The organism is Photobacterium lipolyticum, from assembly GCF_003026475.1.
In the GTDB taxonomy this organism is placed as follows: Bacteria; Pseudomonadota; Gammaproteobacteria; order Enterobacterales; family Vibrionaceae; genus Photobacterium; species Photobacterium lipolyticum.
Genome location: NZ_PYMC01000006.1, coordinates 190,686 through 212,821 on the forward strand (window position 1 = coordinate 190,686; position 22,136 = coordinate 212,821).

The 22,136-nt window shown below is 46.8% G+C and carries 17 protein-coding genes; 14 read left to right on the plus strand and 3 right to left on the minus strand.

Annotated features, from left to right (window positions below; translation table 11 throughout):
* The first annotated feature begins 38 nt into the window (after nt 1-38).
* The 4 genes from C9I89_RS10645 to C9I89_RS10660 all read left to right on the plus strand — a co-directional run bounded on the left by C9I89_RS10645 (nt 39) and on the right by C9I89_RS10660 (nt 8,537).
* The gene (locus C9I89_RS10645; protein ID WP_107283326.1) at nt 39-941 is read left to right on the plus strand and encodes a carbamate kinase; all 903 of its coding nucleotides are present in this window, start codon (nt 39-41) and stop codon (nt 939-941) included.
* Between the two features lie 280 nt (nt 942-1,221).
* Nucleotides 1,222-2,853 (plus strand): NAD(P)-binding protein, encoded by a 1,632-nt coding sequence (locus C9I89_RS10650; RefSeq protein ID WP_107283327.1) that lies wholly within the window; start codon nt 1,222-1,224, stop codon nt 2,851-2,853.
* A 9-nt stretch (nt 2,854-2,862) separates the two neighbouring features.
* A complete protein-coding gene (nifJ, locus tag C9I89_RS10655) occupies nt 2,863-6,507 on the plus strand; it encodes a pyruvate:ferredoxin (flavodoxin) oxidoreductase (protein WP_107283328.1) in 3,645 nt (1,214 codons plus the stop codon).
* 314 nt (nt 6,508-6,821) lie between these two features.
* Entirely contained in the window at nt 6,822-8,537 is a 1,716-nt protein-coding gene (locus C9I89_RS10660) for an NAD-dependent malic enzyme (RefSeq protein WP_107283329.1), read from the plus strand.
* Between the two features lie 73 nt (nt 8,538-8,610).
* On the opposite strand, the gene C9I89_RS22520 is transcribed toward C9I89_RS10660, so the two are convergent.
* Nucleotides 8,611-8,778, minus strand: coding sequence for a hypothetical protein (locus C9I89_RS22520; RefSeq protein ID WP_170107683.1), 168 nt, complete (start codon nt 8,776-8,778; stop codon nt 8,611-8,613).
* 335 nt (nt 8,779-9,113) lie between these two features.
* On the opposite strand from C9I89_RS22520, the gene C9I89_RS10665 reads away from it, so the two are divergent.
* From C9I89_RS10665 to C9I89_RS10705, 9 genes are all read left to right on the plus strand, one after another.
* The gene (locus tag C9I89_RS10665) at nt 9,114-11,822 is read left to right on the plus strand and encodes a cation-translocating P-type ATPase (protein ID WP_107283330.1); all 2,709 of its coding nucleotides are present in this window, start codon (nt 9,114-9,116) and stop codon (nt 11,820-11,822) included.
* Nucleotides 11,823-11,875: 53 nt separating this feature from the next.
* On the plus strand, nt 11,876-12,379 hold the full coding sequence (locus tag C9I89_RS10670) for an asparaginase domain-containing protein (RefSeq protein ID WP_107283331.1): 504 nt from the start codon (nt 11,876-11,878) through the stop codon (nt 12,377-12,379).
* Nucleotides 12,380-12,621: 242 nt separating this feature from the next.
* Entirely contained in the window at nt 12,622-13,296 is a 675-nt protein-coding gene (locus tag C9I89_RS10675) for a tetratricopeptide repeat protein (RefSeq protein ID WP_107283332.1), read from the plus strand.
* Between the two features lie 74 nt (nt 13,297-13,370).
* Nucleotides 13,371-14,066 (plus strand): ABC transporter ATP-binding protein, encoded by a 696-nt coding sequence (locus C9I89_RS10680; protein ID WP_107283333.1) that lies wholly within the window; start codon nt 13,371-13,373, stop codon nt 14,064-14,066.
* Nucleotides 14,054-15,271 (plus strand): ABC transporter permease, encoded by a 1,218-nt coding sequence (locus tag C9I89_RS10685; protein ID WP_107283334.1) that lies wholly within the window; start codon nt 14,054-14,056, stop codon nt 15,269-15,271. Before C9I89_RS10680 ends, C9I89_RS10685 begins: the two co-directional genes overlap by 13 nt.
* Nucleotides 15,264-16,064 carry an outer membrane lipoprotein-sorting protein gene (locus tag C9I89_RS10690; protein WP_107283335.1) on the plus strand — a complete coding sequence of 267 codons (801 nt, stop codon included), beginning with the start codon at nt 15,264-15,266 and terminating at the stop codon, nt 16,062-16,064. The genes C9I89_RS10685 and C9I89_RS10690 overlap by 8 nt, the downstream gene beginning before the upstream one ends.
* 30 nt (nt 16,065-16,094) lie before the next feature.
* Complete coding sequence (locus C9I89_RS10695; protein ID WP_146155065.1) at nt 16,095-17,252, plus strand: hypothetical protein; 1,158 nt, start codon at nt 16,095-16,097, stop codon at nt 17,250-17,252.
* Nucleotides 17,253-18,308 (plus strand): sensor histidine kinase, encoded by a 1,056-nt coding sequence (locus tag C9I89_RS10700; protein WP_107283337.1) that lies wholly within the window; start codon nt 17,253-17,255, stop codon nt 18,306-18,308. It abuts the gene before it with no gap.
* 57 nt (nt 18,309-18,365) lie between these two features.
* A complete protein-coding gene (locus C9I89_RS10705) occupies nt 18,366-19,154 on the plus strand; it encodes a LytR/AlgR family response regulator transcription factor (protein ID WP_107283338.1) in 789 nt (262 codons plus the stop codon).
* 221 nt (nt 19,155-19,375) lie between these two features.
* On the opposite strand, the gene C9I89_RS10710 is transcribed toward C9I89_RS10705, so the two are convergent.
* On the minus strand, nt 19,376-19,687 hold the full coding sequence (locus C9I89_RS10710) for a DUF3081 family protein (RefSeq protein WP_107283339.1): 312 nt from the start codon (nt 19,685-19,687) through the stop codon (nt 19,376-19,378).
* Nucleotides 19,688-19,933: 246 nt separating this feature from the next.
* On the opposite strand from C9I89_RS10710, the gene C9I89_RS10715 reads away from it, so the two are divergent.
* The gene (locus C9I89_RS10715) at nt 19,934-21,115 is read left to right on the plus strand and encodes an amino acid aminotransferase (protein ID WP_107283340.1); all 1,182 of its coding nucleotides are present in this window, start codon (nt 19,934-19,936) and stop codon (nt 21,113-21,115) included.
* 98 nt (nt 21,116-21,213) lie between these two features.
* Here C9I89_RS10715 and C9I89_RS10720 read toward each other — a convergent pair whose 3' ends face one another.
* Nucleotides 21,214-21,735, minus strand: a complete 522-nt coding sequence (locus C9I89_RS10720) for a hypothetical protein (RefSeq protein WP_211315240.1) — start codon at nt 21,733-21,735, stop codon at nt 21,214-21,216.
* Between the last annotated feature and the right edge of the window lie 401 nt (nt 21,736-22,136).

Below are 22,136 nucleotides of genomic sequence, written 5' to 3' on the forward strand. Positions count from 1 at the left end.
AGAGCCGGATACATAAACTTATAAATAAAGGAGTCAACATGAAACCGACAGCTGTCGTTGCGTTAGGCGGAAATGCACTTTTACGTCGCGGTGATGCGCCGAGCTTTGAAAACCAATTGGCTAATATCAAAATTGCCGCCAAAGCCATAGCCGAAATTGCGCGAGAATACCGTGTTGCTATTGTGCATGGAAATGGCCCGCAAGTAGGATTGTTAGCATTACAGAATCTTGCTTACGATAAAGTAGCGCCATATCCGTTAGATGTCCTTGGGGCGGAAAGTGAAGGCATGATCGGGTATATGCTGGCCCAAGAGCTGCAAAACCTGATGCCGGAGACTCAGGTCGCGAGTTTGTTAACGCGTATCGAAGTCGATGCTGATGATCCGAGCATGCTCGATCCCACCAAATTTGTCGGCCCTGTTTATAACGAAGACGAAGCCGGTATTTTAGCTGAAGCCAATAATTGGGTCATGAAGCGTGATGGTGAGTTTTTACGCCGCGTTGTGCCATCGCCGAAACCAATGAATATTCTCGACAAAACGTCTATTGATACCCTGCTCGATGCCGGACAAATGGTTATTTGCTGTGGCGGCGGGGGGATCCCTGTATGTCGCTCAGACTTCGGTTATCAGGGCGTAGAAGGAGTGATTGATAAAGATCTGTCCGCGACGTTACTGGCGAAACAGTTAAATGCCGACAAGCTGCTGATCCTGACCGATGCGGATGCTGTTTATCTTGATTGGGGAACAGATCAGCAACGTGCGCTGCGTTCAGCGACACCGGCTGAGCTTAGCGAATATGAATTCCCTGCCGGCTCGATGGGGCCGAAAGTTGAGGCCGCCGCTGAATTTGCCCAGTTTGGCGGTCGAGCGTATATCGGCGCGTTAGAACAAGGCCTCGATGTGCTGGCTGAAAAAGCAGGAACCTGTGTAGCGGTTTAAGTTTTGTGTGAAATGTGGCTATTCATCTCGTTGCGGTTTAATGAAACACCTTAGACTTGAACAGCTACACTTTTTATGGAAAAAATATTCATCGTTTAAATTGTCGACATCTACGCTACAAAGCAGCACTAAGAAATCCACACCCAAAAGCTAGTCCGATGTACCGACAAAGCAGAAGAACAGACAAAAAGCGATGTGAAACAGCAAGCTTCTCATAACAATGGAATGAGTGGCTTGCTCTTTATTGTGCCTCTTGGCACTTAGAGAAAGGTAGAGCATTATGAGCAATTGTCCAAAGGATATGACCCTTCCACCGGATCTCACTCTCAAAAAGGGATCGGGACCAGTCAGAACAAAATTTCCAATCTATTCTAACTCCCTGCCGCCCTGTAACCATGCTTGCCCTACCGGCAGTAATATTCAGGAATGGCTGTCGTTAGCGCAGGAAGAGCAATACGAAGAAGCGTTTCAGGCTTTGATCAAAAACAACCCTATGCCGGCGATCCATGGCCGCGTCTGTTATCATCCGTGTGAATCTGCCTGTAACCGTGCCGATGTTGATCAGGCTGTCAGCATTCATGCGGTTGAGCGTTTTCTGGGCGATCAGGCGATAGAAAAAGGCTGGCAAGTGCGTGTTGATGCGCAACCGACCGGCAAGCGGATATTGATTATCGGGGCCGGTCCGAGTGGCTTAGCAACGGCGTATCACCTGAAACGTAAAGGGCACGATGTCGAGATCCGCGATGCTGCGCCGATGGCTGGCGGCATGATGCATTTCGGTATTCCCGCCTACCGCTTACCCCGCGATATTCTGGAAAGTGAAATCGCCCGTATTGAAGCAATGGGCATCAAAATTGTACTCAACCATACCGTTGAGGATCTGTTGGCAGAAAAAGTGAGAGGGCAGTTTGACGCCGTCTTTCTCGCCATAGGGGCGCATGTCGGGCGGGGGCTGGATATTCCGAACGATGATCCCGGCAAAGTGAACGATGCCGTCTCTTATTTGCGAGCAACAGAAATGAATACTGCGCCAGTATTGGGTAAACGTGTTGCCGTGTATGGTGGTGGTAATACCGCGATGGATGCCGCTCGAACGGCCAGGCGTCAGGGGGCCGATGTGATGGTGATTTACCGTCGCGACCGTGCTCACATGCCAGCCCATGACTTTGAATGCGTTGAAGCGATGGAAGAAGGGGTGGTATTCCACTGGCAGCGCACGATTAACCAAATTGATGGTACGACCTTTACCCTTGAGAAAATGGCAATAGACGATAACGGCCGTCCGCAGCCAACGGGTGAGTTTGAAACCGTCGAGGCAGACTCCCTGATCCTGGCTCTAGGTCAGAATATCGATACTAAACTAACCAAGTCGATTCCGGGCGTTGAGCACAAAAAAGACGGAACCGTTATCGTTAATGAACAGATGATGACCGGCTATCACGGGCTATTTGCCGGTGGTGATATGGTGCCAAGTGATCGCACGGTTACAATCGCCGTCGGTCACGGTAAGAAAGCCGCCGCGCACATTGATGCTTTTCTGAATAAACGTATCTTCAGCAAAATTTCCAAACAACCGCTGATCCGCTACGACAAGTTGCACCTCTGGTACAAAACCGATGCAGACAAGAGCGAGCAGCCGGCGATTCCTGTCGTACAACGTGCGACGTCGTTTGACGAAGTCTTTGGTGGTTTAACTGAACAAGAAGCGCTGTTTGAAGCCCGGCGTTGTTACTCCTGTGGTAACTGTTTTGAATGTGATGGCTGTTTTGGTGCCTGTCCGCAGGGTGCAATCACCCGCTTAGGAAAAGGTAAGGGATACAAGGTTGATTACGATAAGTGCACCGGCTGTGAAGCTTGTTATTTGCAGTGCCCTTGTCATGCCATCGAAATGGTAGCCGCTGAAACGGACTAGGAGCAGATCATGACAGATAAAACGATTCATTCGTCGGAAGCAGTTCTTGCATCGAAGCCAGTCATGCACACCTGTGACGGTAACGAAGCCGCGGCGCACATTGCATACCGCGTCAGTGAAGTGTGTGCGATATATCCAATTACACCTTCTTCAACCATGGCCGAATTTGCGGATCAGTGGGCGGCAGAAGACAAACGAAATATTTGGGGCAATATCCCGCTGATCGCGGAAATGCAAAGTGAAGGCGGCGCCGCAGGTACCGTTCATGGCTCGCTGCAAAGTGGCGCACTGACAACAACATTTACTGCCTCGCAAGGCTTGATGTTGATGCTGCCCAACATGTACAAAATTGCTGGCGAGCTGACATCCGCGGTATTCCACGTCGCCGCGCGATCACTAGCGGCTCAGGGGCTCTCTATCTTTGGTGATCATCAGGATATTATGGCTGCACGCGGTACTGGCTTTGCGTTACTCGCCGCTTCCTCGGTGCAGGAGGCGCACGATATGGCGCTGGTGGCCCATGCCGCAACACTCGATGCACGTATTCCGTTTATTCACTTCTTTGATGGTTTCAGAACCTCCCATGAAGTGAACAAAATCAGTTTGATTTCTGATGCCCATATCCGGGAGATGATTTCAGACGAACTGGTACGTGCGCACCGTGACCGTGGCCTTAGTCCCGATACGCCGTTCATTCGTGGCACGGCGCAAAACCCGGATGTATATTTTCAGGGCCGCGAAACGGTTAATCCGTTTTATGCCAGTACCCCGGACATTGTTCAGGGCTGCATGGATAAACTGGGCAAGCTAACGGGTCGCCATTATAAGCTGATTGAGTTCCACGGTGCGCCAGATGCCGAGCGGGTAGTGATTGCAATGGGATCGGGTGTCGAAACCATCAAAGAGACCGTCGAATATTTAGTTGCACAGGGCGAGAAAGTCGGTGTGCTGCAAGTGCGGTTGTACCGGCCTCTTTCGGCAGAGCATCTGCTGGCGGCACTGCCAAAGGCAACGAAAAAACTGGCGATATTAGATCGCACCAAAGAGCCGGGTGCCAATGCCGATCCGCTCTATCAGGATGTGCTGACCGCATTGATGGATTCTTATAATAGCGACAGGCCGGATCGCCTTGCGCAGATGCCACGCCTAGTGGCTGGTCGTTACGGATTGTCGAGCAAAGAGTTTACGCCAGCAATGGTCAAGGCCGTCTTTGATAATCTCGCGAAAGAACAGCCTAAGCACCATTTCACCGTCGGTATTATTGATGATGTGATGAACTCGCATCTCGCTTACGATGCTGATTTTGATATTGAATCTGCCGAAGTGGTGCGCGCCATGTTCTATGGCCTGGGGGCTGACGGTACGGTAGGTGCGAATAAGAATACCATCAAGATCATCGGGGATGATCCTGACTACTTTGCCCAGGGCTACTTTGTCTACGATTCAAAAAAATCGGGTTCGCAGACCGAATCGCACCTGCGTTTCGGCCATCATCCTATCAACAGCCCGTATCTGATCCAGTCCGCTAACTTCATTGCCTGTCACCAGTCGACCTTTGTTGAAAATACCGACATGCTGGCGAAAGCGGCGGATAACGCGACATTCTTGCTAAATACGACTGAACCTGCGGATAAGGTCTGGGACAGCCTGCCTGCAAGAATGCAGCAGCAGCTGATTGACCACAGTATGACTCTGTATGTGATTGACGCCTATAAAGTGGCGCGTGATACCGGCATGGGCAATCGCATTAACACTATAATGCAGACGTGCTTCTTTGCCCTTTCCGGGGTGTTAGAAAAAGACGTTGCCATTGCTAAAATCAAAACAGCGATAGAGAAAACGTATGCCCGTAAAGGCCCCGAAGTGGTGAAGAAAAACTTTGCCGCGGTTGACCATACCCTGTCTCACCTTTATCAGGTGGAGGTACAAGATAAGGTCACGGCGACGGGGGTGTCAAAACCAACGGTTTCCGAGCTCGCGCCGAAGTTTGTCCAGGAAGTTACTGCGGCGATGATGGGGGGCAAGGGCGATCTTATTCCTGTCTCGATGCTGCCGGTCGACGGCACCTATCCGTCAGGCACGACGCAGTGGGAAAAACGCAATATTGCCCAGAAAATTCCAGTCTGGGAGCAAGATGAGTGTATCCAGTGTGGTAACTGTAGCATTGTCTGTCCTCATGCGGCGATTCGGGCCAAGTTCTACGACAAGTCGAAATTGGATGATGCACCACAAGGGTTCAAATCTGCGGGCATTACCGCCCGAGGCTTCCCGGATACTCGCTACACATTACAGGTTTACGCCGAAGATTGTACCGGTTGCAGCTTGTGTGTCGATGCCTGCCCGATGGTCGTGCAAGAAGCGACAGAAACGTTGCCCGAGCGCAAAGCGATCAATATGGAGCTGAAAGCACCTTATCTGGAGCAAGAGAAGCAGAACCTGACCTTCTTTGAGACACTGGCCTACAACGAACGTGCCCGTATCGATTTCTCGAATGTCCGTGGGGCGCAGTTCCTGCAGCCACTGTTTGAGTTCTCTGGCGCATGCGCAGGGTGCGGTGAAACCCCTTACCTGAAACTGATGTCACAGCTATTTGGCGATCGGATGATGGTGGCCAATGCTACGGGTTGTTCGTCAATTTATGGCGGTAACTTACCGACCACACCATGGTCGAAAAATGCCGAAGGGCGGGGGCCTGCCTGGGCGAACTCATTGTTCGAAGATAATGCCGAGTTCGGTTTTGGTTTCCGTCTGGCGGCAGTGAAGCAACATGAAATGGCGAAGCAGTTAGTGGTGGAAAACCGCGATCGGCTCGATCCGTTATTGGTTGATCAACTGCTGAATGCTGATCAAAATACCGAAACGGAAATTCAGGCACAGATCAAGCGGGTTAATAGTCTTAAAACAGAGCTTAAAGCATTCGGGACAGAATCCGCCTTGAATCTGATATCTGTTGCCGATCAGCTGATCCGCCGCTCAATCTGGATTGTTGGTGGTGACGGCTGGGCGTACGATATTGGTTCAAGCGGCTTGGATCATGTGTTGGCCAGTGGTGCCGATGTTAACGTGCTGGTGATGGATACCGAAGTGTATTCCAATACTGGCGGTCAGATGTCGAAGTCGACCCCGTTAGGCGCAGTAGCGAAATTCGCTTCAGCGGGTAAAAAAGCGATTAAGAAAGACGTAGCGATGCAGGCCATTTCTTACAATAACGTCTATGTTGCTCGTGTCGCGCTGGGGGCTGATCCGCAACAGGTGCTATTAGCGATGCGGGAAGCTGAGGCATATCGCGGACCATCAATCATTATTGCCTACAGCCACTGTATTGCTCACGGCATTAATATGGAAGATGGCCTGCACCAGCAGCAGCTTGCGGTTAAATCCGGTCACTGGCCATTATTCCGCTATAACCCGGCACTGCGTGATGTGGGTGAGAATCCGTTCTCGCTCGATACGTTACGTCCGACGATCCCGCTGGAAGCGTATCGTTACAACGAAGGGCGCTATCAGAGCTTACGCCGTAGTCACCCTGAACTTGCCGCCGATATTACCGCTCAGGCGCAGACCGTGGCCGAACGTAAATGGCGCTTATATGAAGAGTTAGCCACCCGTCCACAAGGCGCCATTGCGCCACATGTTGAGTTGGAGGGTAAATAGTTAGTTACAACCCAAAGGCCTGCTTGTCTTTCAACATCATTGCTGCTGGAGACTGCTTCCAGCTAACAAGACGGAAGATAAACAGGCCTAATCTCATCGAAATGAATAAAAGTGCCTGACATCTTGTGACAGGCACTTTTACTTCACATTTTTAATGTCTCAAAAAGCATACAATTACTCGCCATATCCTGATACCAACTGATTTATTAAGTATCACGGGATAACCAATCAGCCCTCGCATAAAACCGCATGCCGTTTCTGATAGATGACATTGGAGGACTGATAATTATTTGTTTTTATAGTGGAGGGATACCATGACAACAGGAAAATACCTAAGGTGGAAAGATGAAGAAGGCAATGAATTCCGACCTGTTTCATTAACCGGTACCGAGTTGCTCAACGATCGTACCCTGAACAAAAGTACTGCCTTTAGTTATGAAGAACGTGAAGCATTTCAGTTGAGCGGCTTGCTTCCACCAAGGGTACAAACCTTCGATGATCAATTAAACCGTGTATATGATGGCTTCAGAAACGCCTCAACAGATATTGAAAAATACCTTTTCTTGCGTGCTCTTCAAGATAGAAACGAAACCTTATTCTATGCGTTGTTATCCCGTCATGTAGAAGAAATGACACCGATTATCTACACCCCAACCGTCGGTAAGGCATGCCAGGAATTTAGCCACCGTTACCAAAAAGCGCGTGGTCTGTACATTACCGAAGATAGTGTTGACGAAATGGGAGAGATGGCTCGTCACTTTATCGGCAAAGACATCAAAATTATCGTTGTTACCGACAGCCAGGGCATTCTTGGTTTAGGTGACCAGGGTGTCGGCGGAATGGGGATCCCAATTGGTAAACTTTCCCTTTATACCTTGGGGGCAGGTATTCATCCGGCACATTGCCTGCCAATAGCATTGGACGTTGGTACCGACAACCAGGATTTGCTTGATGATCCTATGTATCTAGGTATGCCTCGTAAACGCATGCGCGGCGAAGAATATAAGGCTTTCATCCGTAAGTTTGTGAAGCAGGTGAAGCGCCACTTCCCGAAAGCGGTATTGCAGTGGGAAGATTTCAGCAAATCCAATGCATTCGATAACCTGAGTGATTACGAAGATGATTTGCCGTCATTTAACGATGATATTCAAGGCACAGGCTCCGTTGTGCTGGCGGGTATACTTGGTGCAGTGAAAATTAAAAACGAAAAATTGGCCGATCAAACCTATGTGGTTTACGGGGCTGGTGCTGGTGGAGTAGGGGTCGCCGATCAGATTTACGCGGGCCTACTCAAAGAAGGTTGCTCGCATGTTGCGGCCCGGGAAAAAATCTTTGTACTCGATTCGCAAGGATTAGTGTTTGATGATCGGGATGGTCTGGATGAATACAAGAAACGCTATGCCAAACCTCGCGCACTGGCTGAAGGCTGGCACACTGAAGTACTCGGCAAGGTTTCTCTGACCGAGCTTATCAACAACCATCCGGTAACGGTGCTATTGGGAACCAGTGGTATTGGCGGCGCATTTAAAGAAGAACACGTTCAAAAGATGCTGGAATACACCGCTCGACCAATGATATTCCCGCTATCGAACCCCACAGCTAACTGTGAAGCGATACCAGAAGATATTTACAAATGGAGTGATGGTCAGGCTATCGTCGCCACCGGCAGCCCATTTGATAACGTGAACTACAACGGCCATGAGTACCGGATCGGCCAGGGTAATAACGTCTTTATCTTCCCTGGTGTGGGCTTGGCATCCATTGTCTCGCAAACCCAGAAAGTCACCCTCGAGATGTTCACCATGGCCTCCTACGCCTTGGCTGAGTGTGTTTCAGATGAAGATCTCGCCGCAGGATGTGTATACCCGAGGATCAGTAAACTGAAGGAAGTCTCTGTTGTGGTGGCAACCAGTATTCTTGAAAATATGCAAGCCACTGAACCAAATAGCCTGCTTCGGGGCAAAGATATTCAACAAGAGCTTGCCCAACAAATGTGGGAACCTGTTTACCTGCCTTATAGAAGGGTCTAGAGATCTTTAATGGAATAAATTAAGCCCAGTGAAAGCTGGGTTTTTTATTGGTCCGGCACTACCGTATCACCCATTAGTGTTTTTTTGTTACGCCCTGATAAGCGGATTTAAACATCAGGTTAAAGCCATCTTGTGATATTTCTCTTGGAGTGATATCTGCGGCTTTAAGTCGGCGGTAGCATTCATGTAAAGCGGCAAGTACGACTTCTTGTTCTTTTGGGCTCAGTTTTTGGGTGTTCATTTCGTTTCCCTCTCATTTCGCTCGAATTGAGTTCCCAGAGGAAGCTCTGAATCTCTTATATTGAAGTTGCTAGAATATACCTATAAACAATAAACCAGCGATCTTGAATTGAATCTGAACAAACATTGATCATCGGCTAGGAATATAAATTAACTGGTTTTTAAGCTGCATATACCCCACTTTATATATTTTTCAGTCTATCCTTATCAGTATTAAACCTGACACGAATCTATTTTAATCGGACTATTCAGCTGGGTGATAAGTTGTTTATTCGAAAGTGCGGGAATAAGGACGTTACAACTGGTTGGGTTATTATTTATAGCGGGAATTAGCACATGACGTTTAATTCGCTGAAAGAAGGAATAAAACCAGGATCTGCTGGTCAAAACCCAGAGTCATCTGGCTATGCTGAGCCAAGTTCCGCTGATCAAAGTGCTGTTGCAGGTTTAACTCAAAAGAAAGCTGAAGAGAGACTGGAAAAATATGGTATCAATCGACTGCCCGAGCCTCCGATGCCCGGCTCGGTTCAAATATTTGCCCGACAGTTTTTAAGCCCGTTTATTTATATTCTGGTAATTGCCGCAATTGTCTCATTCATTCTGGGGCAAAACCCTAGTGGTATCTTTATTATTGTGGTGCTGATCCTTAACGCCATTATAGGCACCGTTCAGGAGTATTCTGCCCAACGCTCTGCGGCAGCATTACGGAATATGGTCAAAGGGGTAACCCATGTTATCCGTGACAGTATCGCTCGTACTATTGATGTTGAAGAAATCGTACCGGGAGATTTGCTACTGCTTTCTTCCGGCGACAAGGTACCTGCAGATGTGCTCCTTATTAACTGTCACAATTTGGCCGTTGATGAATCAATGCTAACTGGTGAGTCTCTGGCTGTGAGTAAAAATCCCTGGGCCAAGGTTGCTGAGGACGCGCCGCTATCGGAAAGGGTTAATCAATGTTTTGCGGGTAGTATTATTACCCACGGGCGTGCACAGGCCATCGTAACCGCAACGGCGACCCATACCGAGATTGGGCGTATTGCTCGCCATGTCACTAAAGAGCGTGTTTCCGAACCACCATTGATGATCCGCATTCGGGCTTTTACCTACCAGGTCGCTGGCGGTATTTTTATCGCAATCTTCATGCTTACGATCATGATGTTGCTGAAAGGGAGCTATACCACCGAGGCCATTATCTTAATGACTATTGGCCTGGCCGTCTCGGTGATACCTGAGGGGTTGCCAGCAGCGCTGACTGTCGCTTTGGCAATCGGTATGAGGCGAATGGCCAAAAACAATGTCATTATCCGCAAACTGATCGCCGTGGAATCGCTAGGCTCGTGCACTTTTATCTGTTCTGATAAAACGGGTACATTGACCGTAAATGAGTTGACGATCCGTCAGGTAGTACTGCCTGACAACAAGGTCTTTCAGGTTACGGGAGAAGGGATCGCTCCCGGGGGCGAAATCTGCGGCAATACTGAACAACAGCACCTGCAGCAGTTGTGCATTGCAGGTGTTTTGGCCAATGAAAGCCACCTCAGTTATGCCGGGGGAGAATGGGTTTCGGACGGTGATATCGTCGACGTCGCATTTCTGGTGTTAGCTAAAAAGCTGGGCATGTCGATCACTCAACTGCGGCAACAGCAAACCCAGTTGGAACTCATTCCTTACGAACCAGAAAAAGCCTATAGCGGCAGCGTGAATCTTGATGGTGACAGGGCTTGGTTATATGCCAAAGGCAGCCCTGAAAAAATGCTCGGCATGTGCAGCCAAATGGAAACGTTATCGGGTCCGGTTGACATTGACAGGGCCTTGATTGAAGAGCAATTTGAATCGCTGGCGAAACAAGGTTACCGGATAATTGCCCTGGCAAAGCGGGAAGTGATTGAAAAAAGCCATAGGCGATTAGAGCAGATGAGCTTTTTAGGTATGGTGGCCATGATTGATCCGGTACGCAAAGAAGCTTTTGATGCGATAACCCGTTGCCAAGACGGTGGTATTGAAGTGGCAATGATCACCGGTGATCACCCGGCCACGGCAAAGTCGATTGCCATAGAGCTCGGTTTGTGTGAGCAAGATGCCCCTGTTGTCACGGGCAGTATGATCCACCTGGCGAACGCTAAAGGACAAAAGTTTGCGGACGACTTAATCAGGCCGGTTCGCGTTTTTGCCCGTATTGAACCGCAGCAAAAAGAGCAGATTGTCGATAGTTTTATGCGCCAGGAACATTTTGTTGCAGTTACCGGAGATGGCGTGAACGATGCGCCGGCTATGCGTCAGGCGAATACCGGTATTGCAATGGGCAAACGCGGTACCGATGTCGCCAAAGAAACCGCGGATCTCATTATTACCGATGATAATTTTGCCTCTATCGTGTCCGGTATCGAGCAGGGACGCGTGGTATACAACAATATACGCAAGGTTATCGCCCTACTGGTGGCAACCGGGTTTTCTGCTCTTTGGCTGTTTTTCCTCTCTGTTATTGCCGGCTTGCCGATGCCAATGATTGCTGTTCAACTGTTATGGCTGAACTTAGTCGCTAATGGGTTACAGGACGTCGCCCTGGCGTTTGAACCTAAAGAAGGCAATGAGCTTAGCTTTAAGCCAAGAAAGCCCAGTGAACCGATTTTTGAAAGATTAATTATTGAGCATATTCTTATTAGCGGGACTGTGATGGGGGGGCTGGCATTTGTTAATTACTACCTCGCGCTTGAGGCTGGTCAGCCTGTGGAGCAGGCGAGAAATCTGACCCTGATGTTAATGGTATTGTTTGGCAATATTCATGCACTAAATAGCCGCTCTGAAACATTGTCATTATTTTCGCTTTCATTCTTTGCTAATCCTTTTTTGATGTTAGCGGTTCCTATCGCCCAGCTGGTGCATATAGCAGCCATGTACATGCCGGGGATCAGTGACGTATTGGCCATTCAACCGATTTCTGTAGCCCAGTGGGGCCAACTGTTGCTGATCGCTTCGAGCTTATTTGTGGTTGAAGAGCTCCACAAATGGTGGCGTCGCCGGCATTTGAGAGCCTCACCGTAAATGATAAGACACGTGCGCACGTTTATTAGCTTCTTCAATTGTTGGAGACCCGCATGAGCGTTATCAATGATGAGCAAAAAATACAGATTGTCATTACAGGAGGCACTATTGATTCGTTTTATGATACCGAGCAATGTACGACGGTATGCCATAAAAAGACCGCCATTCCTGAATTTCTGATGAAATTTGCCAAAATCTCCAAAGACGAGTTTGAACTGTTTCCGGTGTGTATGAAAGACAGTCGAGATATCGGAACCAAAGAGATTCAAGAAGTCAGTAATGCAATCATAAATAGTAACTGCGCTCATCATATCGTTACTCATGGCACCTTCACTCTGTTCGAAAGTGCACGAAAGCTAATGGCACTTCTGCCTGACGATCATGGCCGTGTTATTGTATTCACCGGGGCAATGTGGCCATTAGTCGGTTTTTCTCCCAATGATGCCGGCTTTAACTTAGGCTCTGCTTTTATTGCGGCACGCCTGGCCGAACCAGGGGTATATGTAGCATTTAACGGCAAGTTATATTTGCCGAATGATCTGGAAGGCTTGCACTAAGTCTTAGTGCAAAAATTTTTTTGATTACGCTGAGAACACATATTGTCAGATGTAACTCTTCATCTGATATCGCTCTTAACTTATCCCCTCGAACAAGTGCTGTATCATTTCCCAATTATCTTAATTTTTTACCGCCTGTAGCTGTTTTTTGCTTTTAGTCGCGCTGTCCAATGTTCTGCTATATGCGTCGATAACATGATGTTAATTCAACAGATGTTAACGAAAACAGAGAGCGCGTAGTAATGACTGTTTCAATAATAAAACCAATCTACACCTTGATCGCAGCAAGCCTTGTTGCAAACACCTTAATGGTGAAGGCGGCTGCGGCAGCACCGCAAATTCCTGCTGAGGTGATGGCGTCTTATGCCCAAGCTATACAAGGCGATACGTCTTCGACTGAGAAAACCTTTGATTTACTGACCGCGTTGCAAAAAGAACATCCTCGCAGCGCTTTGATCAACACCGTTCTTGGCAGTACTGAAACCATGATGGGGCGAGATGCCTGGACGCCATGGAATAAAATGGAATATGTTGACAAAGGTCTTTCTCGGATGGATAAAGCCGTAAAATTACTCCAAGCCGATGATCACAAGGAGACCTTTGAAGGCACCCCCGTCTCTCTGTGGGTGAAAACAACGGTGGGATGCACCTTTATCGAAATGCCGGAAATGTTTCATCGTCTCGATGCGGGATACCAGCTATTAGAAAACATGATTAAAAGTGAAGAAGTGAAACCCTTGCCTTTTGCAATGAAAGCATATGCTTATTTTTGTGCCGGAAAGGCTGCCAGCCTGGCAGGTGAACCAGAAGCCGCTCAGCGTTATTTGAACACTTTGCTGGCGAATGTGCCCGGCAGCCCGCAGGCGATCGAAGCAAAAGCACTGCTGGCTGAAATTGTCGATGAAAAAAAACTGTAATGCTTGCTGGCTTGTCAGGGCGACACCTCTCTGACAAGCACAGAGGGAGCTTACTCACTAAGGCTGGAGCAAATATGATTTGGTTTGAAGGTATCTGTAAAACGTATAAGCAGGGAGATAATGAGACCTGTGCATTATCAGGAGTTAGCGCAAACATTGAGACAGGTGACACTGTTGCTCTGTGCGGCCCATCGGGAAGCGGGAAAAGTACGCTGCTGAATATTTGTGGGTTACTGGATAACGACTACCACGGTGAACTTTATTTAGACGGTCAGCGGGTTGCTCAGGACACAATGACGACAACATTGTTACGACGCGAGAAGCTGGGCTTTATCTTTCAGAATTATAACCTGATCCCGGTGATGACTGCGTATGAAAACGTGGAATACCCACTGCTGCTAAATAATGTATCAAGCAAGGAACGCAGCCGCATGACTCGGCATATTCTGGATGCAGTCGGAATTGCCGATCAAGCCCATAAGCGTCCGAATCAACTGTCAGGAGGGCAACAGCAACGAGTCGCCATTGCACGTGCATTAGTCAAATACCCAAGGCTTGTGATTGCAGATGAGCCGACGGCGAACCTTGATACGCAAACCGCTAACCTGGTGATTGATTTGATGCGCAGTCTCGGTAAAGAAATGCAAACAACTTTCCTGGTTGCTACTCATGATGACCGTATGACGTCACATTGTGATCGCATAATTCGCCTGCAAGATGGCCTGCTGATAGACGAAATTAACGGAGGGTTCCAACAATGCGCTGGATAAAACTCGCTTGGTACAACGTGTTACGGAACCGTCGTAGGTCGATTCTGACGATACTAATGACGGCAATTGCAACCATAGCCTTGCAGGTCAGCGGAGGGTTTGGTCTATTTACTTATCAGTCGCTGGAAGAGATGGCCATTCGTGATACGGGCAACGTGATCTTATCAACGCGCGGTTACTTTGACACAGAAGAGGATTTTCCATTACAGCTTGGCATGTCAGGCTATCACGAATTACAGCAGCAATACCTGATTGACGATGAGGTGAAAGCGGTGCTGCCAAGAGTTCATTTTTCTGGCTTAATTGCCAACGATGATAAGTCGAATATTTTTATTGGGCAGGGCGTTGAAACCGGGGAGTTTCAGGTAAAAGGGCCTACCATGCTGATGAAAGAGGGGCATACCTTATCGGATCGCCATTCTTCAGCCGCCGATCCTGAAATTATGCTAGCAGAAGGGCTGGCACGTAACATGAAAGCGAGCGTCGGTGATATTGTCACCCTGATGTCGACCACCACAGAGGGGGCGCTAAATGCAATTGACTTTCAGGTTAAAGGGATTTTTTCAACGGGCGTTCCAGAGCTGGACAAACGCCAGCTTTATACCAGCCTGGAGTCAGCGCAAAGCCTGCTGGAGAGTGACAAGGTCAGTACGCTTTCAATTCTTCTGTATGAAAGCAGCTTAACAAAGGCGAAGCTCAAGCTGGTTCAAGGCCAGCAGCCAAATCTGGAGGCGACCCCATGGTGGGATCTCGCATTTTACTACCACAAAGTGAAAGATCTCTATAACAATATCTTCAGCTTGCTGGGTGGCATTATCGTACTGATGGTTTTTCTGACTATCTCAAATACCATGAGCATGTCTGTTATCGAGCGGACCCGCGAAATAGGCACACTGGCAGCTATGGGCTCTTTTCGCTATGAAATTGTGCGTAACTTCATCCTTGAAGGCTTTCTGATGGGGCTAGCCGGCACTTTGCTCGGTACGTCGTTCTCCCTATTGGTCAGTGGCGGGCTGTTAATTGCAGAAATTGAGTTGCCCCCCCCTCCGGGCAGTACAATGGGGTATCCCTTATATGTGAATTTCTCACCAGTGATGGCCGCGATTACCGCTATTGTATTAACCGTAATTTGTGCCGCTGCGGGATGGTTTGCTGCCCGGAAAGGTGCACGGAAAACCATCACGGGGGCGTTGTCTCATGTTTAAAGTATTGATAATTGAAAGAATTGTGGCGGCTATTGGGTTTTTAGGACTGCTTGCCACGACAGTTTTAGTTTCTCCGGTATTGCATGCGCAGCCAGTTGAGGAGGCAGGGGTACAAGCTGTCGAATCACGCCTCTTGCAGGCTGATAGCTATCGTACACAAAGTGGTTCTGTTAAAACGGTGACTGAGGTGTATCAATATTTCCACGAAGCATTGAAAAAGAGCCAGCTTTATTCGGTGTATTACAGACCAGATAAAGGCTCTTTAGTATTATCAAAGTCAGCAGCGGAAGCCGGACAGAAAGTATTGATGGTCGACGATAACTATTGGTTGTTTATGCCAAAGAGCCGGCGTCCTATCCGTATTACACCGATGCAAAAGCTGTTAGGCGATGCCTCTGTCGGTGATATTTCATCATTAAGTTGGAGTGAGTCATACAGCGCAACGATAAGCCAGATGAATATACCGGTTAATGGCCATAACGCCATTGAACTCTTGTTGGAAGCCAAGGTTAAGGGAGCGACATATCACCGAATTGAATTATTTCTTAATGCCGATGATAACTTCCCATTAAAAGCCAACCTGTATTTGAAATCCGGCAAACTGGCCAAAACGGCAGATTTTACTTCAGGCATGCAAAATGGCTTGCGGAGTGTTACCGCGATGGTACTGAAAGATAATATACAGCCTAATAAAAAAACGGTGATCGAGTATAAAAGTTCACAAGCGGTAGAGATCGCCGAAAAGCTATTTAATCCATCGTTTCTGGTACGGAATAATTTAAGTGAATTATAGGTTTTTATGTTGTTACGCTTATCAATATTCATGATTGCTCTTTTCGTGTGTCCTGTTAAAACAATGGCGTCTGACTGGCAGTTTGGCTACAGGGGATCCACTGAACAATGGTCTGCCAGTAATAGTCTGTTCTTTTCTGAATCTGATGATTACTTGCACCAGGTTGCGCTGGATTTTAGCGTTGATCATAAGGGTATCAGAGGTGCTGCGACGGTCAGAAAACAGTGGCGACGCAACGAGCATAATGACGAAATTATTTTGACAGAGTTATTTGTTGATCGCAGTATCTATGATTGGGATTTTACCCTTGGCAAGAAACGTTTAGACTGGGGGATAGGTTATTCCTATCGACCATTAGACATCATCAAGTCTTATGTTCAACAGCCGACAGGTGTTTATATAGAAGAAGGTGCATGGCTCGCGACGGCCGAATATTATACTGCTACCGGTTCTTTGACCTTGATACTGGCTGATAGCTCTACGCAACAAGAGACGACTAAACCGCAACAAAAAGGGGGTGGGATCCGGTATTATGCCTTAATCGATGATTGGGATTTTCAGGGCTTGATGTACTTTGATGATATTCGCAAACTGTCAGTCGGTGGCAGTGCCGTAACAGTATTGGGAGATAGTGCATCTGTTCACGTTTCTGCATTATGGCAAAGTCAGTATACCCAATTAAGCCATCGCTTGGATGTACAGCAATATTTTTATCCTGGTGATCCCATTTATTCAGAAGCAGAGAATGGAGCATTACAGCTATTATCGGGAGTTACTTATAACTTTGAAAATAACGTTAGCATTCTGGCAGAGTACTGGTACGACGAAAGAAGCCCGGATCACAGCCAGTGGCAGTTATTAATTGACGCGGCAAGGCAGCAAAAAGCCCATGGCGATTTGCATGGATTATTGAGTGCAGAGCGACAGTTCTTTTCAGCACATAATACAGTACAACATAACCTGCTATTGCATATGCGATATGATGGGGACGGTTGGAAACCTCTACTTGATTTACTCACATCTCCGCAGGATAAAGGGCTTATTGCGACGGCTCGGATCAGGTATCAGTGGAGGGAAGGGCATTGGCTTGAATTGGGGGGGCGCTGGCTTACCGGTGCCAATGACTCGGTGTATCAACAACTACCTAATGAGCAGATTTTGTTTTTACAAATAGATGGAACGTTTTAAATGAATGGTAAATCTAAAATTATTAAGGATAGTATCTTTAGCCTGCTTGTTACGTTGCTGGCCTGTACGGTAGCTGCTATTACGTTTATCGCGCTTAGCGGAGAGTGGACTCCTTATAATATCTGGTATGTATTTATGGTTTCATACTCTTATGGTGTTTGTGTTTGCCTCTCCATCGACATTTGGAATAGGTTTTTTCCGGAACGTTCATTACTGTTCCGCTACAGTATACCGTCAGTGCTTGGCTTTATTCTCGGAACACTGCTCCAAATGCTAATACTGTATTATTTGTACGATGACAAGAGCACCGATGAATTGTTAAGCTGGCTTAACCAAGGGTTGCTGTATTCAATTTTAGCGAATGTGGTTATTATTTTTTATTTTTATAACCAACAACAAAAAATAACCATACAGGAAGAGCTAAAAGTTGCTCAGTTACAACAAGCCGCAAAAGAGAAGGAATTGCTGCACAGTCAGCTGCGTCTGTTGCAATCTCAGATTGAGCCACACTTCTTATTTAATACGCTAGCCAATTTGAAAGCATTGATCATACTTGAACCATCGCGTGCAACGGTATTGCTGGATAACCTGACTGCCTTGCTTAGACAAAGCTTAAAGCAAAGCGAGAAAGAAACGATCACCCTTAAAGATGAACTAAAATTTTGCGAGTCTTATATTGCTATTCAGCAGATAAGGTTGGACGATCGGATCAGCGTAAACATCAATGTGTCAGCTAACGTTAATCAACAACAGCCTTTTTTACCCTTACTGCTTCAGCCAATAGTGGAAAATGCTATTTTGCATGGTATAGAGCCCGCACCTGGTCGCTGTGCTCTGACGATCGAGGTACAAAAAACAGAGGCTGATGTTCTGGAAATCATGATTGAAGATGACGGAGTCGGTTTAGGGAATTGCTCCCATAAAGGCAATGGTGTCGGCTTAAAAAATGTCCGTAATCGCTTGCAAAGTTTCTACGGTGATGATTCTCAGTTAAGCATTATGGGAAATAGGATGGGGGGCGTTTCTGTGTTGCTGAATATCCCCGCAGAAATGTGATTAATGAATACCAAGCCAACAAAATTCGGTATATGAGGCTTAAGGAGACTTTCTAATATGGATAGCAGCTACAGCGCACTGATTATTGATGATGAACCTTTATTACGCCGTCACCTAGATCTCTACCTTGCAGAGCTTTGGCCTACATTGGAGATTAAAGGTAAGGCGGGTAATGGTGCAGAAGCTCTAAAACAAGTCGAACAATATAATCCGGATCTTATTTTCTTGGATATCCGTATGCCAGAGATGGATGGCTTAACGCTGGCAAAAAAGTTATCAAGCCGCTCTCCCTGCCCGTTAATTATTTTTACCACCGCCTACGATCAATACGCGATCGATGCTTTTGAACAGGAAGCAGTTGATTATTTACTTAAACCGATTGAAACCAAACGGCTGGAAATAGCATTAGATAGGGCCAAACGAAGGTTAAGTAACCGTACTATTAATCAAGAATGTGTGATGCCTTCGATGGATTTGCTGGCAGATCTGGTTAATCGCTTGCAAGTACAACAAGCCCCCCAGTCATTGGAGTGGATCAAAGCCAGCCGCCAAGACAGCATTCATCTGTTATCGGTTTACGACATACATTACTTTCTGGCTGAAGATAAATATACCACTGTGGTGACCGCTGATGGTGAGTTTGTTATACGTACTTCAATTAAAGAGTTAAATAACCAAATAGACAAGAAGGTTTTCTGGCAAATACACCGAGGCACGCTGGTGAACTCTGCGTGTATCGACAAAATCGAGCGTGATTTTACCGGAAGAATGTATGTTTACCTTAAAACTAAGGCGAAAAAACTGCCGGTAAGTCGTAACTTCCATCACCTATTCAAACAGATGTAAGTCTTTGTACTGAGAAGGTGAACGCCCAGAAGAGTGAGCATTCAATGCTAGTACTCTTTCACATAAATTATGAATAGTTGAAGCTCCTAAACATGTTATCCCGGAATAGAGGAACGAGATATCCGGGATCCAGTTCTAACTGCGTGCTCTAAGTTTGTTCCTCACTTTACGGAATGACGAAGTTTGGTGTCTGAATTCGTCAAAACATTTGTGATGAAGTACTAGTAGCGTTCGTCTAACTCCATCAGTTTTTTTAGAAAAGCCTGAACCTGGGCCTCATTATTATTATGTATATCTGCTGTGGTTTGATTGATGGTGGTTTCTGGGTTGTCATTATCAGTATGGAAGTGGTACGTATTGTGAAAGTTGATATCCAGGCTGACATTGTCGTCTGCCAGACTCACACTGTAACCATCCAGACTCTCGGTGCAGGTGATATCTTCTAGCTTACATTGGTTGTCCTTACGCTGGCCCTGCGTTTTTACTTTTTCATACACACTTAGCAGGGTACGAACATCAACACTGTTTTTCATAATTACCCCCAAATTCAGGTTGATAATGTAGATGAAGACGTAAATTCCTTCTATTTATTATATAAATCTAGGCCGTCATTGTGAGGATGCAAGAGCGGTTAGGATTATATTAATCTGGATCACTATTTTGTCTATCCCTCTAAATGCAGGTGTGGGATGCCAGTAAAAAGAGGACGGTTTCATCGTGACGTTTTGAATCGGAAATGATAATTTGAAGTGATTAACAGTAAAAACGGATTTTATCTGATGTTTAAGCAGCTTACACAGGCACAACTCGATCCTATTTTGTCTCTTTCAATCGCCTACCGTGAAGATCGCCGGGCAGACAAAATGGATTTGGGGATTGGTGTATACCGGAACAGTCAAGGTGAAACACCTATCATGCAGGCAGTTCAGCAAGCGCAACAATACTTACTTGCTACGCAAACAACCAAGGCTTATGTCGGTCTGGCGGGTAATGAAGTATTTAATCAGTCGATGATGAATTTATTGCTATCAGGCACGTCTGCACATAGCCGAGCGGCCGCAGTCCAAACGCCCGGCGCAAGTGGCGCGCTTCGTATGTTGGCGGATTTAATGTGCCTTGCCCAGCCAGATACCACGGTATGGTTAACAAATCCCAGTTATGTCAATCATAAACCTGTCATGGAAGCTGCTGGGCTGACTGTGAAATATTATCCATATTTTGATTATGCGACCAAGCAAGTGAACAGTGATGCCATGTTGGCAGAGCTGGCAAAAGCCGGGCCAAAAGATGTGGTATTGCTACACGGTTGCTGCCATAACCCAACCGGTGCCGACATTTCTTTTGCTGACTGGCAAGCGGTAACAGCACTCGCGAATAAAAATGGTTTCCTTCCATTTGTCGATATCGCTTATCAAGGTTTCGGTGATGGTTTAGAGCAAGATGCCGCTGGCCTGAAATATATGGCGGATAATATCGAAGAGATGATTGTCGCGACCTCTTGTTCAAAGAATTTTGGTTTGTATCGTGAACGTACCGGTGCTGCGATTGTTATCAGTGATAGCTTGCAGGAAGCACAAAAGGCGAAAGGGCGGATTCTGCAGTTAGCGCGTTCTACCTATACGATGCCGCCAGATCACGGTGCTGCAGTTGTTGCGACGATTCTGACCGATGATGATTTAACGGCTGTCTGGAAACAAGAGTTGGTTGAAATGCATGGTCGATTGTTGAGCTTACGTGCTGGCCTGACGAAGGCCATTCGTGCTCAGGGATCTGATTCATTTGATTTTATCGAGAAACACAAAGGTATGTTTTCAGTTACAGGGTTAAGCCCTGAGCAAATCGAACGCCTGCGTAAAGAATTCGCGATTTATGCGGTTGGTGACGGTCGTGTAAATATTGCCGGTCTTCAAGAACAGCAAATTGATTACTTGGCAAATGCGCTATTAACCGTGTCACAGTAAATAGTATTTAGCTGTTGGATTCATCTGGAGTGGGGGGTATTTACCCCCCCATTTCTGGCAGCAATATCCCCCTTTGTCAAAAGAAGGTATCGCTTTAATTATTTAGTTAAAACAAGAATGTCGTGGTCTTCTTTTGCTTTGTTGAGAAGGTAGTTTTCCATTTCTTGCTGTAGCGTTTGTTGGTTGGCGAGTGGCAATGCGTGAACATCTGCAATGAGCGCGCAGCTTCCCTTATCTGACTGGTGATGATAAATCATACCGCAGGCGGCAGGCTTTCCTTTATAAAAGCCAACGTAGAGCTGAGCCGGTGCATCTTGTTCAAACATAATTTGAGTTAAATATTCAATGAGCGCATCTTTGTCGGCTTCGTTTGCCCATTGGCTGGCAAGTACTAATGAATACCTGATGGTCAGCGGGTGACAATCGACAGGATAGAAAGAAAGAGAAGATGTAGCACAATCTGGAATAGAGGATATCAGTTGAGATGAAAGCTGCAGTTGTTTTGCTTGATACAAGGCCAATCCCTTTTCGCTGAGTGGTGTCGGAAATTCAGCGTCGGTGACGTGGCTTGCCATCCAGGCATTTTTTAATTGGTTGAGCTGTTCAATCATTAACTGCATATCATCTATTCTTTTGTTTGAGCCCCATACCATACCGGAAAATAATGCGATAAGGTATGGGGTAGGTGCTAAAAGCTTAATTAATGGCTAATTATAACCTTCTGGTTACTGACACGATGTCTTTCACCATAAATCCCTTCTTCACTTCGCTTACCACAACTGATGATTATTGTGATTTCAGCTTGCTTACGTAAGCCAAGTGAAAGTTTAGTATGTTTGGAGTCTAAGCCTTCCATCGGGTCGGGCACTTGTCATAACCTTCAGCTCGAATTTCCGTCATAAAGGATTGTACGATAATAGCGAGTTTACGCATTTAGCATCATAAAACGGAATGAAAAGCAGTGAGTTCATGCATGCGCAGGCGTGATCGGTTGCATATTGTTATCACCTTTAGTATATCT

Coding starts and splice junctions, on each gene's coding strand:
- C9I89_RS10715 (WP_107283340.1), top strand. CDS start 19,934: ATGTTTAAGCAGCTTACACAGGCACAACTCGATCCTATTTTGTCTCTT.
- C9I89_RS10670 (WP_107283331.1), top strand. CDS start 11,876: ATGAGCGTTATCAATGATGAGCAAAAAATACAGATTGTCATTACAGGA.
- C9I89_RS10675 (WP_107283332.1), top strand. CDS start 12,622: ATGACTGTTTCAATAATAAAACCAATCTACACCTTGATCGCAGCAAGC.
- nifJ (WP_107283328.1), top strand. CDS start 2,863: ATGACAGATAAAACGATTCATTCGTCGGAAGCAGTTCTTGCATCGAAG.
- C9I89_RS10685 (WP_107283334.1), top strand. CDS start 14,054: ATGCGCTGGATAAAACTCGCTTGGTACAACGTGTTACGGAACCGTCGT.
- C9I89_RS10720 (WP_211315240.1), bottom strand. CDS start 21,735: ATGCAGTTAATGATTGAACAGCTCAACCAATTAAAAAATGCCTGGATG.
- C9I89_RS10680 (WP_107283333.1), top strand. CDS start 13,371: ATGATTTGGTTTGAAGGTATCTGTAAAACGTATAAGCAGGGAGATAAT.
- C9I89_RS10705 (WP_107283338.1), top strand. CDS start 18,366: ATGGATAGCAGCTACAGCGCACTGATTATTGATGATGAACCTTTATTA.
- C9I89_RS10665 (WP_107283330.1), top strand. CDS start 9,114: ATGACGTTTAATTCGCTGAAAGAAGGAATAAAACCAGGATCTGCTGGT.
- C9I89_RS10690 (WP_107283335.1), top strand. CDS start 15,264: ATGTTTAAAGTATTGATAATTGAAAGAATTGTGGCGGCTATTGGGTTT.
- C9I89_RS10645 (WP_107283326.1), top strand. CDS start 39: ATGAAACCGACAGCTGTCGTTGCGTTAGGCGGAAATGCACTTTTACGT.
- C9I89_RS10660 (WP_107283329.1), top strand. CDS start 6,822: ATGACAACAGGAAAATACCTAAGGTGGAAAGATGAAGAAGGCAATGAA.
- C9I89_RS10710 (WP_107283339.1), bottom strand. CDS start 19,687: ATGAAAAACAGTGTTGATGTTCGTACCCTGCTAAGTGTGTATGAAAAA.
- C9I89_RS10650 (WP_107283327.1), top strand. CDS start 1,222: ATGAGCAATTGTCCAAAGGATATGACCCTTCCACCGGATCTCACTCTC.
- C9I89_RS10695 (WP_146155065.1), top strand. CDS start 16,095: ATGATTGCTCTTTTCGTGTGTCCTGTTAAAACAATGGCGTCTGACTGG.
- C9I89_RS10700 (WP_107283337.1), top strand. CDS start 17,253: ATGAATGGTAAATCTAAAATTATTAAGGATAGTATCTTTAGCCTGCTT.
- C9I89_RS22520 (WP_170107683.1), bottom strand. CDS start 8,778: ATGAACACCCAAAAACTGAGCCCAAAAGAACAAGAAGTCGTACTTGCC.